This window comes from Enterobacter sp. 4974935 (assembly GCF_058661735.1).
Genome location: NZ_JBZWGT010000003.1, coordinates 3,905,327 through 3,919,637, shown reverse-complemented (window position 1 = coordinate 3,919,637; position 14,311 = coordinate 3,905,327). Strand labels below are relative to the sequence as shown.

General features: G+C 54.9%; 18 protein-coding genes. 12 read left to right on the top strand and 6 right to left on the bottom strand.

All coding sequences use genetic code 11. The annotated features are described in order from the left end of the window. Nucleotides 1-83: 83 nt before the first annotated feature. On the top strand, nucleotides 84-1,706 hold the full coding sequence (locus tag AC4OVS_RS19980) for an isovaleryl-CoA dehydrogenase (RefSeq protein WP_491922662.1): 1,623 nt from the start codon (nucleotides 84-86) through the stop codon (nucleotides 1,704-1,706). On the opposite strand, the gene AC4OVS_RS19975 is transcribed toward AC4OVS_RS19980, so the two are convergent. The 3 genes from AC4OVS_RS19975 to bsmA all read right to left on the bottom strand — a co-directional run bounded on the left by AC4OVS_RS19975 (nucleotide 1,703) and on the right by bsmA (nucleotide 4,558). Beyond that, on the bottom strand, nucleotides 1,703-3,634 hold the full coding sequence (locus AC4OVS_RS19975) for a methyl-accepting chemotaxis protein (protein ID WP_491922661.1): 1,932 nt from the start codon (nucleotides 3,632-3,634) through the stop codon (nucleotides 1,703-1,705). The two genes, AC4OVS_RS19980 and AC4OVS_RS19975, sit on opposite strands and share 4 nt — an antisense overlap. A 170-nt stretch (nucleotides 3,635-3,804) precedes the next feature. Continuing rightward, a complete protein-coding gene (gene yjfN, locus AC4OVS_RS19970) occupies nucleotides 3,805-4,080 on the bottom strand; it encodes a DUF1471 family protease activator YjfN (RefSeq protein WP_003856009.1) in 276 nt (91 codons plus the stop codon). 148 nt (nucleotides 4,081-4,228) lie between these two features. Continuing rightward, nucleotides 4,229-4,558, bottom strand: coding sequence for a biofilm peroxide resistance protein BsmA (gene bsmA / locus AC4OVS_RS19965; protein WP_003856011.1), 330 nt, complete (start codon nucleotides 4,556-4,558; stop codon nucleotides 4,229-4,231). A 137-nt stretch (nucleotides 4,559-4,695) separates the two neighbouring features. Here bsmA and yjfP point away from each other — a divergent pair, with 137 nt between their 5' ends. Beyond that, nucleotides 4,696-5,418 (top strand): esterase, encoded by a 723-nt coding sequence (gene yjfP, locus AC4OVS_RS19960; protein ID WP_491922660.1) that lies wholly within the window; start codon nucleotides 4,696-4,698, stop codon nucleotides 5,416-5,418. On the opposite strand, the gene ulaR is transcribed toward yjfP, so the two are convergent. Together ulaR and ulaG are read right to left on the bottom strand one after the other, a co-directional pair. Continuing rightward, nucleotides 5,415-6,170, bottom strand: a complete 756-nt coding sequence (ulaR, locus tag AC4OVS_RS19955) for an HTH-type transcriptional regulator UlaR (protein WP_003856014.1) — start codon at nucleotides 6,168-6,170, stop codon at nucleotides 5,415-5,417. The genes yjfP and ulaR overlap by 4 nt on opposite strands. Before the next feature lie 109 nt (nucleotides 6,171-6,279). Next, entirely contained in the window at nucleotides 6,280-7,344 is a 1,065-nt protein-coding gene (gene ulaG / locus AC4OVS_RS19950) for an L-ascorbate 6-phosphate lactonase (protein WP_023299142.1), read from the bottom strand. A gap of 359 nt (nucleotides 7,345-7,703) precedes the next feature. Between ulaG and ulaA the strand changes: the two genes are divergently transcribed. From ulaA to AC4OVS_RS19920, 6 genes are read left to right on the top strand one after another with little or no spacing between them, the layout of a single operon-like run. After that, nucleotides 7,704-9,104, top strand: a complete 1,401-nt coding sequence (gene ulaA, locus AC4OVS_RS19945) for a PTS ascorbate transporter subunit IIC (RefSeq protein ID WP_023305301.1) — start codon at nucleotides 7,704-7,706, stop codon at nucleotides 9,102-9,104. Nucleotides 9,105-9,116: 12 nt separating this feature from the next. After that, nucleotides 9,117-9,422, top strand: coding sequence for a PTS ascorbate transporter subunit IIB (ulaB, locus tag AC4OVS_RS19940; protein WP_003856022.1), 306 nt, complete (start codon nucleotides 9,117-9,119; stop codon nucleotides 9,420-9,422). 9 nt (nucleotides 9,423-9,431) lie between these two features. Beyond that, nucleotides 9,432-9,899, top strand: a complete 468-nt coding sequence (ulaC, locus tag AC4OVS_RS19935) for a PTS ascorbate transporter subunit IIA (protein WP_003856024.1) — start codon at nucleotides 9,432-9,434, stop codon at nucleotides 9,897-9,899. Nucleotides 9,900-9,911: 12 nt separating this feature from the next. Continuing rightward, nucleotides 9,912-10,562: a 3-keto-L-gulonate-6-phosphate decarboxylase UlaD gene (ulaD, locus tag AC4OVS_RS19930; RefSeq protein WP_022646832.1), complete on the top strand. Its 651-nt coding sequence runs from the start codon at nucleotides 9,912-9,914 to the stop codon at nucleotides 10,560-10,562. 9 nt (nucleotides 10,563-10,571) lie between these two features. Further along, nucleotides 10,572-11,432, top strand: coding sequence for an L-ribulose-5-phosphate 3-epimerase (locus AC4OVS_RS19925; protein ID WP_022646833.1), 861 nt, complete (start codon nucleotides 10,572-10,574; stop codon nucleotides 11,430-11,432). Next, nucleotides 11,425-12,111 carry an L-ribulose-5-phosphate 4-epimerase gene (locus tag AC4OVS_RS19920; RefSeq protein ID WP_045307814.1) on the top strand — a complete coding sequence of 229 codons (687 nt, stop codon included), beginning with the start codon at nucleotides 11,425-11,427 and terminating at the stop codon, nucleotides 12,109-12,111. The genes AC4OVS_RS19925 and AC4OVS_RS19920 overlap by 8 nt, the downstream gene beginning before the upstream one ends. Nucleotides 12,112-12,244: 133 nt before the next feature. Here AC4OVS_RS19920 and yjfY read toward each other — a convergent pair whose 3' ends face one another. Further along, nucleotides 12,245-12,520 (bottom strand): DUF1471 family protein YjfY, encoded by a 276-nt coding sequence (gene yjfY / locus AC4OVS_RS19915; RefSeq protein WP_023299144.1) that lies wholly within the window; start codon nucleotides 12,518-12,520, stop codon nucleotides 12,245-12,247. 340 nt (nucleotides 12,521-12,860) lie between these two features. Here yjfY and rpsF point away from each other — a divergent pair, with 340 nt between their 5' ends. Genes rpsF through rplI form a run of 4 tightly spaced genes read left to right on the top strand, consistent with a single transcriptional unit; the run spans nucleotide 12,861 to nucleotide 14,300 of the window. Beyond that, nucleotides 12,861-13,256: a 30S ribosomal protein S6 gene (gene rpsF / locus AC4OVS_RS19910; protein ID WP_003856034.1), complete on the top strand. Its 396-nt coding sequence runs from the start codon at nucleotides 12,861-12,863 to the stop codon at nucleotides 13,254-13,256. A gap of 6 nt (nucleotides 13,257-13,262) precedes the next feature. Further along, a complete protein-coding gene (gene priB / locus AC4OVS_RS19905) occupies nucleotides 13,263-13,577 on the top strand; it encodes a primosomal replication protein N (protein WP_022646836.1) in 315 nt (104 codons plus the stop codon). A gap of 4 nt (nucleotides 13,578-13,581) precedes the next feature. Beyond that, nucleotides 13,582-13,809 carry a 30S ribosomal protein S18 gene (gene rpsR / locus AC4OVS_RS19900; protein WP_000135199.1) on the top strand — a complete coding sequence of 76 codons (228 nt, stop codon included), beginning with the start codon at nucleotides 13,582-13,584 and terminating at the stop codon, nucleotides 13,807-13,809. Between the two features lie 41 nt (nucleotides 13,810-13,850). Next, nucleotides 13,851-14,300, top strand: a complete 450-nt coding sequence (gene rplI / locus AC4OVS_RS19895) for a 50S ribosomal protein L9 (protein WP_006810372.1) — start codon at nucleotides 13,851-13,853, stop codon at nucleotides 14,298-14,300. Nucleotides 14,301-14,311 lie beyond the last annotated feature (11 nt).

Sequence of the window (14,311 nt, the reverse complement as noted above, 5' to 3'; positions counted from 1 at the left end):
TCATCGTGTGACCCCCCTCCCATGCAGCGTGCATGCCCTCTGTCCATACTTATCTTTATTGCCAATGAAAGGAGGGAGACAGCATGCACTGGCAGACACATACCGTTTTTAATCAACCTGCACCGCTATCGAACAGCAACCTTTTTCTCTCTGATTGCGCCCTGCGCGATGCGGTAGCGCGCGAAGGGGCTGAGTGGGATGTGGATCTTCTTGCCAGCATCGGCCAGCAGTTGGGTACGGCAGAGTCGCTGGAGCTGGGCAGACTGGCGAACGTTAATCCGCCGGAGCTGCTGCGTTATGACGCCACGGGAGCGAGGCTGGATGACGTCCGCTTTCATCCGGCATGGCATCTTCTGATGCAGGGGCTTTGCGCCAACCGGGTGCACAACCTGGCGTGGGAGGAGGAGGCGCGGAAAGGATCGTTCGTCGCCAGGGCCGCGCGTTTCGTACTTCATGCTCAGGTGGAGGCGGGAACGCTTTGCCCGGTGACCATGACCTTTGCGGCTACGCCGCTGTTGCAACAGTCGCTGCCCAAACCGTTTCATGAGTGGTTAACGCCGCTAATGAGCGATCGCTACGACCCCCATCTCGCGCCGGGGGCGCAAAAGCGCGGCCTGCTGATCGGCATGGGGATGACGGAAAAGCAGGGCGGTTCGGACGTACTCAGTAATACTACCAAAGCAGAGAAATGCAGCGATGGCCGTTACCGGCTGGTGGGGCACAAATGGTTTTTCTCCGTGCCGCAGAGCGATGCGCATCTGGTGCTGGCGCAGGCGAAGGGCGGGTTGTCCTGCTTTTTTGTCCCGCGTTTCTTACCCGACGGGCAACGTAATGCCGTGCGCCTTGAGCGTCTGAAGGACAAGCTCGGCAACCGCTCAAATGCCAGCAGTGAGGCTGAATTTCTTGATGCTTCCGGCTGGCTGCTGGGCGAAGAGGGGGAAGGCGTCCGGCAAATTCTGAAGATGGGCGGGCTGACGCGCTTTGACTGCGCGCTGGGCAGTCACGGACTGATGCGCCGTGCGCTCTCGGTGGCGCTTTATCATGCCCATCAGCGGCAGACCTTCGGCAAAAATCTGATCGACCAGCCGTTAATGCGCGACGTGCTAAGCCGTATGGCGCTGGTGCTGGAGGGACACACGGCACTGCTGTTCCGACTCGCCCGGGCGTGGGACAACCGCAACGACCCACAGGAAGCCGCATGGGCGCGGCTTTTCACTCCGGCGGCAAAATACAGCGTCTGCAAAGCGGGCATACCGTTTGTGGCAGAGGCAATGGAGGTGCTGGGCGGTGCAGGCTATTGCGAAGAGAGTGAGCTTCCGCGGTTGTACCGTGAAATGCCCGTCAACAGCATCTGGGAAGGCTCTGGCAATATTATGTGCCTGGATGTACTGCGCGTGCTGGCGAAGCAGCCGGGCATTCTCGACCTGCTCGCCGATGATTTCGCGCAGGTCAAAGGTCAGGACAGGCACTTCGATCGCAGCTGGCGTCAGCTACAGCAGAAGCTGTGGAAACCGCAGGAAGCGCAGGGCAGGGAGATCGCGCAGCAGCTCTTTTTACTCGGGGCCGGAAGTCAAATGCTGCGGCACGCATCGCCGCCCGTGGCGCAGGCGTGGTGCCGCATGATGCTGGATACCCGGGGCGGCACGCTGATGAGCGAGCAGGTGCAAAACGACCTGCTGCTGCGCGCCACGGGCCGGGTCGGTTAAGCCTTCAGCTGGAACAGGCTCACCAGCCGGGTGAGATGTGAACCCTTCTCGCGCAGCGTCTGTGCTGTCTGCTCGCTGCGTGAGATGCGATCGGCATTGATGTGCGATGCCTCACCGATGTGCGTCATCGCCAGATTCACCTGGCCAATTCCCGCCGACTGCTCGCGGGAGGCGTGGTTGATCTCGGTGACAAGCTGGCTGATGTTATCGATATGAACAATGATGGCATCCATCGCCAGACGCGTCTGCTCAGACAGCGCATGGCCTTCGCTCACCTTGTTCAGCGTATCCCCAATCAGCTGTTCAATCTCTTTTACCGCGTTGGCGCTGCGTGCGGCCAGGGCGCGTACCTCTTGCGCCACCACTGCGAAACCTTTCCCGTGCTCGCCCGCCCGCGCCGCTTCAACCGCCGCATTGAGCGCCAGGATATTGGTCTGGAAAGCGATGGACTCAATCACGCGGGTGATGTCTTCAATGCGTTTCGATGCATCGCGAATATCATCCATGGTGGAGACTGCGTGGGTCACCGTCTCTCCACCCTGATGCACCGCGCGCGAGGTTTCACCCACCAGCTGCTGCGTTTGCTCCATGTTGGCGGCATTTTGCTGCACGGTGGCGGCTAATTGCTCCATGCTGGCGGAGGTCTCCTCAACGCTGCTGGCCTGCTTGTTGATCTGTTCAGAGATCTCGCCGGTGTCTGAAGCCAGCGCGTTAGTCCCCAGATGGATCTCGCCTGCGGCCTCGCGGACCTGCAACACAATTTTTTGCAGGCCTTCCCCGATCCCGTTGATGGCGTCAATCAGCTGGCCGACTTCATCCTGGCGGGTAACCGGCAGGCTGGCGCGCAGATCGCCTGCGGCATACTGCCGGGCAAGCGCGATCACCTCGCGCAGTGGGCGGGTTAGCATCCGGCGAATGAGTATAACGAACAGGCCCGCGAAGAGTGCGGATAGCACCACGCCCGCCATCAGGAAGCGATCGCGCAGTGTGGTGACGCTTGAAAGCAGTACGGCTTTATCCACTTCACCCACGATGGTCCAGTTCCAGCCCGGTAGCGGCGTGTAGGCAACTTTGAGCGTACGGCCATCCGCGCTCACGCGTTCCAGCGTGCCGGCTTTATCACTTAGAAGCTGCTGCTGTGTCGCCGTGTCCCAGTTAGGCAGTTTGCCCTCTTCGCTGGCATGGAACAGATACTGTCCGCGCGTTTTGCCGCTGCTGCGATCCAGTACAAAGAAGTGGCCGCTCTCGCCCAGACGACGGTTAAGGATTTTCTCGCGCATGACGTTCCACGAATGGGTGATGTCCACGCCGACAAAGATAATCCCGATAACCTGGCCTTCCGCATTCTTAACAGGCTGGTACTGCGTGATATAGCGCTTGCCGAACAGCAGCGCGAGGCCACGATAGACCTCCCCTTTAGTGACGGCGGCAAATGCCGGGCTGGTGGTATCAAGAACGGTTCCGATGGCGCGGTCGCCATTCTCTTTGCGCAGCGACGTCGCCACGCGGACAAAATCGTTACCGCTGCGGACAAACAGCGTCGAGATGGCTCCCGTTCGGCTCAGGAAGTCATCAGAAAGCGTATTGTTTTCATGCAGCTCCGTTTCGCCGCCTTTCAGCAAAGGAACGGTAAGCCCATTTATGGTCCGGCTCTGGCTGCTGTCGCTGTTTAATGGCTGTGGCAAAAAGGTGGTGAACAGACGGGTATAGCTTTCAACCTCTTCGCTCAGGCTGGTGTTGAACATCTCTACCATATCCACCATGCCGGTGGACTGGTTATGCAGGTCTTCAACCGCAAGATCTTCAAGCTGCTGGCTGGCGTTGTGGCTCAACAGGAAAGTGAACAGCAAAAAAAGCGTAGCGACACTTACACCTGTTAGCAGCGATAGCTTCGTGCCCAGTCCTGCCCGGCGGAAAAAGGTGATCATAAATTGCTCATTATTGAAAAGTGATGGCTGTTCAACGGCAGAGCGGAGAGAACGTTTATCTGTTTAATGTAACTGAATGTTACGCGTTTGTTTTTATTGAGTTTCGGGAGAGATAAAAAATTTGCAAAAGTGAAAAGCCACTACAATTAAGCGGCTTTTATCGGAGGGGATTATGCATAAAGAATAGCCTGCACGCGCCAGTGATTAACATGGTGATCTTCCTGCATCTGGACGATGCGATACCAGGATGCGCCCTGTTCATCGGCCTTCAGGGCGACGACACGTTCAACGTCTTGCGGACTCCCCGTGATATTATTGACGGAGATCTGACCAATCTCATTCAGGCCCGTGACGCAATCCGCGCTGGCAAATTCAGCCGACTGCGCCGTGGTGCTCAGCAGGCCCGCTGAAAGCAATAGCGTCGTTAAAGCAAGGGTTCGTTTCATCGTCAGCTCCTTTTCACCTGTCTCCGGTATCCGCCGGGCAATCCTTCGCGAATAAACTCATTTCCATTGTTGCTGGCATGGAGTTTATTGTGGACAGGAAAATGTCTACGGACGCAAAGCAGTGTAAAGGTCGTTCAAATGATGATGCTCACTTACGGTACAAAATGCCTTGCGCATACCACTGTCCCGTAATAATGGTTTCATCAATCATCGTGATGACGTAATAATCTGCTTTTGCGGCAACGGCCTGTGCTTCAATTGCGTCTTCTGCATCATCCGGTGAACCGCGAACCATCGCGGATACGGTTCCCAGGCGTTGTAATCCTTCCGTCTGATTACGACGAATCTCCTGAGGATGATCGGTAACCGGCGGTGCCGGTTCTGGCGTACCCTGCAATACGGAACATCCGCTGAGCAGTGAGACCAGCAATAAAGCGGTAAGCCTGCGCATAAACCTGTCTCTTTTCCTGATAGCCATAGTGTAGTGGTCTGCGAATTTAGTTTTGGGGGAATGTTCCCGAAGTGTTATCTGGGACGTAGATTTCGAATGAAAATATCGTGAAACCGTAATCCAGCTCTCAACATTATGAATCATTCATCAGCACAGGATCGACAATGATTGAAATTGAAACTCGCCTGCTTAGTGAGCATGAAATCATCCATGCTTTTCCGGCTGGTAAAGGTGAACAGCCGCTGCCGACGGTAGTTTTCTATCATGGTTTTCTCTCCTCAAAGCTGGTCTACAGCTATTTTGCCGTCGCGCTGGCGCAGGCCGGTTTCCGGGTGGTCATGCCTGATGCGCCGGATCATGGGGCACGCTTTACGGGCGATGAACAGGCGCGGCTGGGGCTGTTCTGGCAAACGCTGCACGGCAATCTGACCGAGTTCGCCGGGCTGCGTGACGCGCTTTTACAGGCCGGGCTGGTGGAGGGGAAACGGCTGGCGGTCGCAGGCGCATCAATGGGCGGAATGACGGCGCTGGGGCTCATGGCCAGGCATCCGGAGGTGACGTCCGTGGCTTGCCTGATGGGATCGGGCTACTTTATGTCACTGGCAAAGACGCTGTTCCCGCCGCAGGCACCTCAGGAGATTGAGGCCCTGTTGTCTGAATGGGACGTCAGCCATGCGCTTTCGCAGCTGGCCGATCGTCCCCTGCTGCTGTGGCATGGGGATGCCGACGATGTCGTACCGCCCGGTGAAACGTTCCGTCTGCAACAGGCGCTACAGCGTGAAGGGCTGGACAGCAATCTGACCTGCCTGTGGGGTGCCGGTGTCCGGCACCGTATTACTCCGGCTGCGCTGGAAGCCACCGTGGAGTTTTTCCGTCAGCACCTTTAAACGCGCAGCACCGTGACACCCTGATCCTCGAGCTTGCTGAGGATCTCGGGGTTGGCGTTTTTGCCGGTGATCACCATGCTGATTTGCTCGGCGCGGCTGAAAAGCATGCCGGCGCGTTCACCGACCTTGCTGCTGTCGACCAGCACCACCAGTTTACCCACCACGTTGAGCATGTTCTGCTCTGCCATTGCGGTGAGCATATCGGTTTTATACAGGCCATCCGCCGTCAGGCCTTTGCCGCTGGTAAACATCCAGTGCCCGGCGTAGAGGCTGTTTTCACTGTCCTGCGGGCTCAGGGTTATGGACTGGCTCTTGTTATACTGGCCCCCCATGATCACCACGCTTTCATGTTCCTGGTCAATGAGATAGTTGGCCAGCGGCAGATAGTTGGTAATGATTTGCACCGGCTTGCCGCACATCTCTCGGCCCAGTAAAAACGCTGTCGAGCCGCAGTTAATCACCACGCTTTCCCCGGGATTCACCAGCTGTGATGCCGCTCTGGCAATCCGCACCTTTTCATCGTGATTCTGCGCCTGGTGAATATTCATCGGCGTCCAGCGTGGACGCTGCTGGCTGATGGCCTCTGCGCCGTTGCGGACTTTTTTCAGCTTGCCGCTTTCATCCAGCTTGTTAATGTCCCGCCGCGCGGTAGCAGGGGAGATCCCTAAACGTTCGATCACTTTCTCGACGGTGATAAACCCTGTTTGCGCCAGGAGTTCCAGTAAAATTTGATGCCGTTGCGCTTCCGTCATGAGCTATTCCGAAAAGAATTGATTTGAAAAGATGATATTTGAAATAGCATGAAATTACTAAATTAAATATGACATCGCCAGACACAGTGTCTGGCGATTGGCTGCACAATCAGAGGAAGGACTTGAACGGCAGGTCTGGCTCAATGGTGAAGCAATCATCAAAACCACGCGGGTAGTGGTACTCGAGATTGTCTTTATCCAGCGGCCAGGTGAACTTGCCGCCAACCTGCCAGATGAACGGCTTGAAACCATACTTGAGTCGGTCTTTTTTCATCTCCCACAGGACGCGGATCTCTTGCGGATCGGCCTGGAAGTTTGACCAGATATCGTGGTGGAAGGGGATCACCACTTTGGTGTTCAGCGCTTCGGCCATGCGCAGCATGTCCGCGCTGGTCATTTTGTCGGTAATCCCTCGCGGGTTTTCACCGTAAGAGCCAAGCGCCACGTCAATCTGGTGCTCGTTACCGTGCTTCGCGTAGTAGTTGGAGTAGTGAGAGTCACCGCTGTGATACAGGGAACCGCCAGGCGTTTTGAACAGGTAGTTCACTGCGCGCTCGTCCATCCCGTCTGGCAGTACGCCTGCGGCTTTCTGGTCGGCAGGCAGGGTGATCAGCGCGGTGCGATCAAAGGCATCCAGCGCGTGAATTTCAACGTCTTTGATTTTCACCACGTCGCCCGGCTTCATCACAATGCAGCGCTCTTTTGGCACGCCCCAGCCAATCCACAAATCCACGCAGGTCTGCGGCCCGATAAAGGGTACGTCGTCCGCGCAGTTTTGCATTACCGCTGCCGCCACGTTCACGTCGATATGATCGTTGTGATCGTGGGTAGAGAGAACGGCGTCGATCTGGCGAATGGCGAAAGGATCAAGCACAAAAGGCGTGGTGCGCAGGTTCGGCTGGAGCTTTTCAACGCCGGCCATACGCTGCATCTGGTGGCCTTTTTTCATCAGTGGATTGCCGTGGCTCTGTTTGCCGGTGCCGCACCAGAAATCGACACAAATGTTGGCGCCGCCTTCTGATTTCAGCCAGATCCCGGTGCATCCCAGCCACCACATCGCAAATGTGCCAGGAGCAACCTGTTCCTGCTCGATCTCTTCGTTCAGCCAGCTACCCCACTCCGGAAAGGTACTCAAAATCCATGATTCACGGGTGATGGTTTTCACTTTACTCATCGTTTGACTCCTGGTTTTAATCAAAAGTAATCATACTGTGACTTGTTGTGATTAATGCTGGCACTGTTTGAATCGATTTGCAATGGCTGATTTGCGGAAAATTCCCCTCGCCACATCACAGAAAATACACCTCGGCGTTGTTAAGATAACCGCTACATATAATTAATATATTGAAAATTAAGAATTTATTTATCTTTCTGGATCGGTAGTGAAAATCATTACTAACTCCATGGAAATAAATTGCGTGATCCGTCACAAATAATCAAATGCAATCTTGTGGTGATTATTTGTGATTAATAGAGTGATGACACCAACCACACAGGGATTGCCCCTCGTGTTCTCATTTTCTGGAGAGAGTTATGGAGATCCTCTACAACGTCTTTACCGTTTTCTTTAATCAGGTAATGACCAACGCCCCGCTGTTGCTGGGTATCGTGACGTGCCTGGGGTACATCCTGCTGCGCAAAAGCGTCAGCGTGATTATCAAAGGCACCATCAAAACCATCATTGGTTTTATGCTGTTGCAGGCGGGGTCTGGCATTCTGACCAGCACGTTTAAGCCGGTCGTTGCCAAAATGTCTGAGGTATATGGCATTAACGGCGCCATCTCTGACACTTACGCGTCCATGATGGCCACCATCGATCGCATGGGGGATGCGTACAGCTGGGTTGGGTATGCGGTACTGCTCGCGCTGGCGCTGAACATCATTTACGTACTCCTGCGCCGCATCACCGGTATTCGCACCATCATGCTCACCGGGCACATCATGTTCCAGCAGGCGGGGCTGATTGCCGTTTCTCTCTATATCTTCGGCTACCCAATGTGGACCACGGTCATCTGCACGGCAGTGCTGGTCTCGCTTTACTGGGGCATCACCTCCAACATGATGTATAAGCCAACGCAGGACGTTACTGACGGCTGCGGCTTCTCCATCGGTCACCAGCAGCAGTTCGCCTCCTGGATTGCGTACAAAGTTGCACCGTACCTGGGTAAAAAAGAGGAGAGTGTTGAAGACCTCAAATTGCCTGGCTGGTTGAATATCTTCCACGACAACATCGTCTCCACGGCGATTGTGATGACCCTTTTCTTCGGTGCCATCCTGCTCTCCTTTGGCATTGACGTGGTGCAGGTGATGGCGGGTAAAACCCACTGGACGGTCTATATCCTGCAAACCGGTTTCTCCTTTGCCGTGGCCATTTTCATCATCACTCAGGGCGTGCGTATGTTCGTCGCCGAGCTGTCGGAAGCGTTCAACGGTATCTCTCAGCGCCTGATCCCTGGCGCGGTGCTGGCGATTGACTGTGCGGCTATCTATAGCTTTGCGCCAAACGCCGTCGTCTGGGGCTTTATGTGGGGCACCATCGGCCAGCTGATTGCGGTCGGCATCCTGGTGGGCTGTGGCTCCTCAATCCTGATTATTCCTGGCTTTATCCCGATGTTCTTCTCCAACGCCACTATCGGCGTGTTTGCTAACCACTTCGGCGGATGGCGCGCCGCGCTCAAGATCTGCCTGGTGATGGGCATGGTTGAGATCTTCGGGTGCGTGTGGGCGGTCAAGCTCACCGGCATGAGCGCCTGGATGGGCATGGCGGACTGGTCAATTCTGGCGCCGCCGATGATGCAGGGCTTTGCGTCCGTCGGGCTGGTCTTTATGGCCGTCATCATCCTGATTGCACTGACTTATATGTTCTTCGCTGGCCGTTCGCTGCGAGCTGAAGAAGATGCGGAAAAACAAACAGCAGAAGTTTCTGCTCACTAAGGAGTTTCGATTATGACCGTACGTATCCTGGCTGTGTGTGGCAATGGGCAAGGAAGCTCCATGATCATGAAAATGAAAGTGGACCAGTTTTTAACCCAGTCAAACATTGACCACACGGTGAACAGCTGCGCAGTGGGTGAATACAAAAGTGAACTGAACGGCGCGGACATCATCATCGCTTCAACGCACATTGCCGGCGAGATTAGCGTGTCGGGCAACAAATACGTGGTAGGCGTGCGCAACATGCTGTCGCCTGCAGATTTTGGGCCAAAACTGCTGGAAGTGATCAAAGAGCACTTCCCACAAGACGTGAAGTAAGGATGCCACATGAAACTACGTGATTCGCTGGCTGAGAATAACTCCATCCTTTTACAGGCCGAAGCCAGTACCTGGCAGGAAGCGGTGAAGCTGAGCGTGGACCTGCTGGTTAAGGCGGACGTTGTCGAGCCGCGTTATTACCAGGCCATCCTGGATGGCGTGGCGCAGCACGGCCCCTATTTTGTGATTGCCCCGGGGCTGGCAATGCCGCATGGCCGCCCGGAAGAGGGTGTCAAGAAAACCGGATTTGCGCTGGTGACGCTGAAAACCCCGCTGGTGTTCAACCACGAAGATAACGACCCGGTCGACATTCTGATCACCATGGCAGCTGTCGATGCCAACACCCACCAGGAGGTGGGCATCATGCAGATCGTTAACCTGTTTGATGACGAAGCTAATTTTGACCGTTTACGTGCCTGCCGTACCGCGCAGGACGTGCTGGATTTAATTGATAACGCCACTGCGGCGGCCGTTTAAGAGGAATTGAAAATGTCATTACCAATGTTGCAGGTCGCGCTGGATAACCAGACGCTGTCTCACGCTTACGAAACCACCCGTCTGATTGCGGAAGAGGTGGACATCATCGAAGTCGGCACCATTCTGTGCGTGGGCGAAGGCGTTCGTGCGGTTCGTGACCTGAAGGCGCTCTATCCGCATAAAATCGTGCTGGCGGATGCCAAAATTGCCGATGCGGGCAAAATTCTCTCTCGCATGTGCTTTGAAGCCAACGCCGACTGGGTCACCGTGATCTGCTGTGCAGATATCAACACTGCGAAAGGCGCGCTGGACGTGGCGAAAGAGTTCAACGGCGACGTGCAGATTGAACTGACCGGCTTCTGGACCTGGGAGCAGGCACAGGAGTGGCGCGAAGCGGGTATCCAGCAGGTGGTTTATCACCGCAGCCGTGATGCGCAGGCCGCAGGTGTGGCGTGGGGCGAAGCCGATATCAACGCGATCAAACGCCTGGCCGATATGGGCTTCAAAGTGACCGTGACCGGTGGTCTGGCGCTGGAAGATCTGCCGCTGTTCAAGGGTATTCCAATCCACGTCTTTATTGCCGGTCGTAGCATTCGCGATGCGGAATCTCCGGTGGAAGCTGCGCGTCAGTTTAAACGCTCAATCGCTCAGCTTTGGGGTTAAGGAGCGGGTATGTTGTCAAAACAGGTCCCGCTTGGCATCTATGAAAAGGCACTCCCTGCGGGGGAGTGCTGGCTGGAGCGGTTACAGCTGGCGAAGCAGCTGGGTTTCGATTTTGTCGAAATGTCGGTGGATGAGACGGACGAGCGTCTTTCTCGCCTGGACTGGCGCCGCGACCAGCGTCTGGCGCTGGTGAGCGCCATTGCCGAAACCGGCGTGCGCGTGCCGTCCATGTGCCTGAGCGCTCACCGTCGTTTTCCGCTTGGCAGCGAAGATGATGCCGTACGCGCCGAAGGGCTGGAGATCATGCGTAAAGCCATTCGCTTTGCACAGGATGTTGGCATCCGCGTGATCCAACTGGCGGGTTACGATGTTTACTATCAGGAAGCCAACGATGAGACGCGCCGTCGTTTCCGTGACGGCCTGAAAGAGAGCGTTGAGATGGCAAGCCGTGCGCAGGTGACGCTGGCGATGGAGATCATGGATTATCCATTGATGAACTCCATTAGCAAGGCGCTGGGCTACGCGCACTATCTGAACAATCCGTGGTTCCAGCTTTATCCGGATATCGGCAACCTGTCGGCATGGGATAACGACGTACAGATGGAGTTGCAGGCGGGCATCGGGCATATCGTGGCGGTGCACGTAAAAGATACCCGTCCCGGCGTGTTTAAAAACGTACCGTTCGGCACCGGGGTGGTGGATTTCGAACGGTGCTTCCAGACGCTCAAACAGACAGGTTATTGCGGACCTTACCTGATTGAGATGTGGAGCGAAACCGCGGACGACCCGGCGGCAGAAGTGGCGAAAGCCCGGGACTGGGTGCGCGAGCGCATGGCGCGGGCAGGCTTACTGGAGGCGGAACATGCTTAAGCTGAAACAGCAGGTCTTTGAGGCCAATATGGATCTCCCGCGCTATGGACTGGTGACGTTTACCTGGGGCAACGTAAGCGCCATCGATCGCGATCAGGGGCTGGTGGTGATTAAGCCGAGCGGCGTGGCCTATGACGCCATGAAAGTGGACGATATGGTGGTGGTTGACCTGGAAGGACACGTTGTTGAAGGCAAATGGCGTCCTTCTTCAGATACGGCAACCCATCTGGCGCTGTACCAGCGTTACCCGTCCCTGGGTGGTGTTGTGCATACCCATTCCACGCACGCCACCGCCTGGGCACAGGCCGGGCTGGCGATCCCTGCTTTGGGTACGACGCACGCGGACTACTTCTTCGGCGATATTCCCTGCACGCGGGCGTTAACGCAGGCTGAGGTCGAAGGCGAGTACGAACTTAACACCGGCAGGGTCATTATCGAAACGCTGGGTGAGACGGAACCACTGCATACGCCGGGTATTGTGGTGTACCAGCATGGTCCATTCTCCTGGGGTAAAGATGCGCATGACGCCGTGCATAACGCGGTGGTGATGGAAGAGGTGGCTCGAATGGCGTGGATTGCGCGCGGCATTAACCCACAGCTTCAGGGCATTGATGATTATCTGATGAACAAGCATTTCATGCGTAAGCACGGCCCGAATGCTTATTACGGGCAGAAGTGAATAAGTGCTCTGGAATACCGAAACAGTTGTAACCGGTGGTATTCCGGAGCCATTCATAAAAAAAGCCCCCGGCAGGGGGCAATCATATATAGCTATGATTTTCGTTGGCTTTCCTGGTGCTGGAGATAAAGCGTTACTGGTAAATATCTGCACTGGCGCGCATATTGCCGTTGCTGCCGGGCTCACGTGTCAGTATGACGTGATAGTATTTTGCGCCCTGCGCATCGGTTTCTTCATTAAGCGCCTGATCTGCTTCACTTTCAGTGGCGAAGTTATGATTGATGTAAATAACGCCTAAGCTCTGCACATCATCCATGTTTCTGGCCTGTCGGCTGTCTATCTTGATGGCTGCCATCGCGTTTGCACTGAGCAAAAGCGCAGCCAAAATGGCGAATGCGATTCTTTTCATGATATGCGCTCCACGACTGCGTGCTGTGATATGGGGTAATGCTCTCCTTCTCTGCTTAAGGCTTCTGATTAAAGTGTAATCGCTACTCGGGTTGCGATGGGTGACCATTTCTGATGGTGTTGTTCAAAAAAACAGCGTTTCTGATAAGTGAGATTTTAAATCACCCACTTAGAACAGCTTTACCCTTTGTGCGAATTATTTGTGCAATCACCTTGTGTTTAGCGGGGCGCGCAAGTATTATGACGCGTCAATTTTTCAGCCGACCTTTAACACGTTCCTTGCCTCCCCGGGCCTCGGCTGACCCAGACAGGAGGCTGAATAATCCGTAAGGAGCAATTCGATGCGTCATTACGAAATCGTTTTTATGGTCCATCCTGACCAGAGCGAACAGGTTCCGGGTATGATCGAGCGTTACTCTGCTGCCATCACTGGTGCAGAAGGCACGATCCACCGTCTGGAAGACTGGGGCCGCCGTCAGCTGGCTTACCCAATCAACAAACTGCACAAAGCTCACTACGTTCTGATGAACGTTGAAGCGCCGCAGGAAGTGATTGATGAGCTGGAAACTACCTTCCGCTTCAACGATGCCGTTATCCGCAGCATGGTTATGCGTACCAAACACGCAGTGACCGAAGCATCTCCGATGGTTAAAGCGAAAGACGAGCGCCGTGAGCGTCGCGATGATTTCGCAAACGAAACCGCAGATGATTCTGATGCTGGGGATTCTGAAGAGTAATTTCTGATGACCAACCGTCTGGTGTTGTCCGGCACCGTGTGCAGGACCCCCCTTCGAAAGGTCAGCCCATCAGGAATTCCGCATTGCCAGTTCGTGCTTGAGCATCGTTCTGTGCAAGAGGAAGCCGGGTTTCACCGGCAGGCGTGGTGCCAAATGCCCGTTATCATTAGCGGACACGAAAACCAGGCCATTACTCACAGTTTAACGGTCGGTAGTGCAGTAATCGTTCAGGGGTTCATCTCTTGCCACAAGGCAAAGAACGGCCTGAGCAAAATGGTTCTGCATGCCGAGCAGATTGATTTGATAGATACTGGAGACTAGCCAAATGGCACGTTATTTCCGTCGTCGCAAGTTCTGCCGTTTCACCGCGGAAGGCGTTCAAGAGATCGACTATAAAGATATCGCAACGCTGAAAAACTACATCACCGAAAGCGGTAAGATTGTCCCAAGCCGTATCACCGGTACTCGTGCAAAATATCAGCGTCAGCTGGCTCGCGCTATCAAACGCGCTCGCTACCTGTCTCTGCTGCCGTACACTGATCGTCATCAGTAATCGGGCACGGTCCATTAATACGACTTTAAGAGGATAAGGTAATGCAAGTTATTCTGCTTGATAAAGTAGCAAACCTGGGCAGCCTGGGTGATCAGGTAAACGTTAAAGCGGGTTACGCTCGTAACTTCCTGGTACCACAGGGTAAAGCTGTTCCAGCTACTAAGAAAAACGTAGAGTTTTTCGAAGCACGTCGTGCTGAACTGGAAGCCAAACTGGCTGACGTTCTGGCGGCTGCTAACGCTCGCGCTGAAGCAATCAACGCACTGGGCACCGTTACCATCGCGTCTAAAGCTGGCGACGAAGGTAAACTGTTCGGTTCCATCGGTACCCGCGATATCGCTGATGCAGTTACTGCGGCAGGCGTTAAAGTGGCTAAGAGCGAAGTTCGTATGCCGAACGGCGTTCTGCGTACCACTGGTGAGCACGAAGTTGACTTCCAGGTTCACAGCGAAGTGTTCGCTAAACTGGTTGTTAACGTAGTAGCTGAGTAATTTTTTACTCT

Excerpts from the sequence above, each read along its gene's own strand:
- AC4OVS_RS19980 (WP_491922662.1), top strand. The coding sequence starts at position 84 with ATGCACTGGCAGACACATACCGTTTTTAATCAACCTGCACCGCTATCG.
- AC4OVS_RS19975 (WP_491922661.1), bottom strand. The coding sequence starts at position 3,634 with ATGATCACCTTTTTCCGCCGGGCAGGACTGGGCACGAAGCTATCGCTG.
- yjfN (WP_003856009.1), bottom strand. The coding sequence starts at position 4,080 with ATGAAACGAACCCTTGCTTTAACGACGCTATTGCTTTCAGCGGGCCTG.
- bsmA (WP_003856011.1), bottom strand. The coding sequence starts at position 4,558 with ATGGCTATCAGGAAAAGAGACAGGTTTATGCGCAGGCTTACCGCTTTA.
- yjfP (WP_491922660.1), top strand. The coding sequence starts at position 4,696 with ATGATTGAAATTGAAACTCGCCTGCTTAGTGAGCATGAAATCATCCAT.
- ulaR (WP_003856014.1), bottom strand. The coding sequence starts at position 6,170 with ATGACGGAAGCGCAACGGCATCAAATTTTACTGGAACTCCTGGCGCAA.
- ulaG (WP_023299142.1), bottom strand. The coding sequence starts at position 7,344 with ATGAGTAAAGTGAAAACCATCACCCGTGAATCATGGATTTTGAGTACC.
- ulaA (WP_023305301.1), top strand. The coding sequence starts at position 7,704 with ATGGAGATCCTCTACAACGTCTTTACCGTTTTCTTTAATCAGGTAATG.
- ulaB (WP_003856022.1), top strand. The coding sequence starts at position 9,117 with ATGACCGTACGTATCCTGGCTGTGTGTGGCAATGGGCAAGGAAGCTCC.
- ulaC (WP_003856024.1), top strand. The coding sequence starts at position 9,432 with ATGAAACTACGTGATTCGCTGGCTGAGAATAACTCCATCCTTTTACAG.
- ulaD (WP_022646832.1), top strand. The coding sequence starts at position 9,912 with ATGTCATTACCAATGTTGCAGGTCGCGCTGGATAACCAGACGCTGTCT.
- AC4OVS_RS19925 (WP_022646833.1), top strand. The coding sequence starts at position 10,572 with ATGTTGTCAAAACAGGTCCCGCTTGGCATCTATGAAAAGGCACTCCCT.
- AC4OVS_RS19920 (WP_045307814.1), top strand. The coding sequence starts at position 11,425 with ATGCTTAAGCTGAAACAGCAGGTCTTTGAGGCCAATATGGATCTCCCG.
- yjfY (WP_023299144.1), bottom strand. The coding sequence starts at position 12,520 with ATGAAAAGAATCGCATTCGCCATTTTGGCTGCGCTTTTGCTCAGTGCA.
- rpsF (WP_003856034.1), top strand. The coding sequence starts at position 12,861 with ATGCGTCATTACGAAATCGTTTTTATGGTCCATCCTGACCAGAGCGAA.
- priB (WP_022646836.1), top strand. The coding sequence starts at position 13,263 with ATGACCAACCGTCTGGTGTTGTCCGGCACCGTGTGCAGGACCCCCCTT.
- rpsR (WP_000135199.1), top strand. The coding sequence starts at position 13,582 with ATGGCACGTTATTTCCGTCGTCGCAAGTTCTGCCGTTTCACCGCGGAA.
- rplI (WP_006810372.1), top strand. The coding sequence starts at position 13,851 with ATGCAAGTTATTCTGCTTGATAAAGTAGCAAACCTGGGCAGCCTGGGT.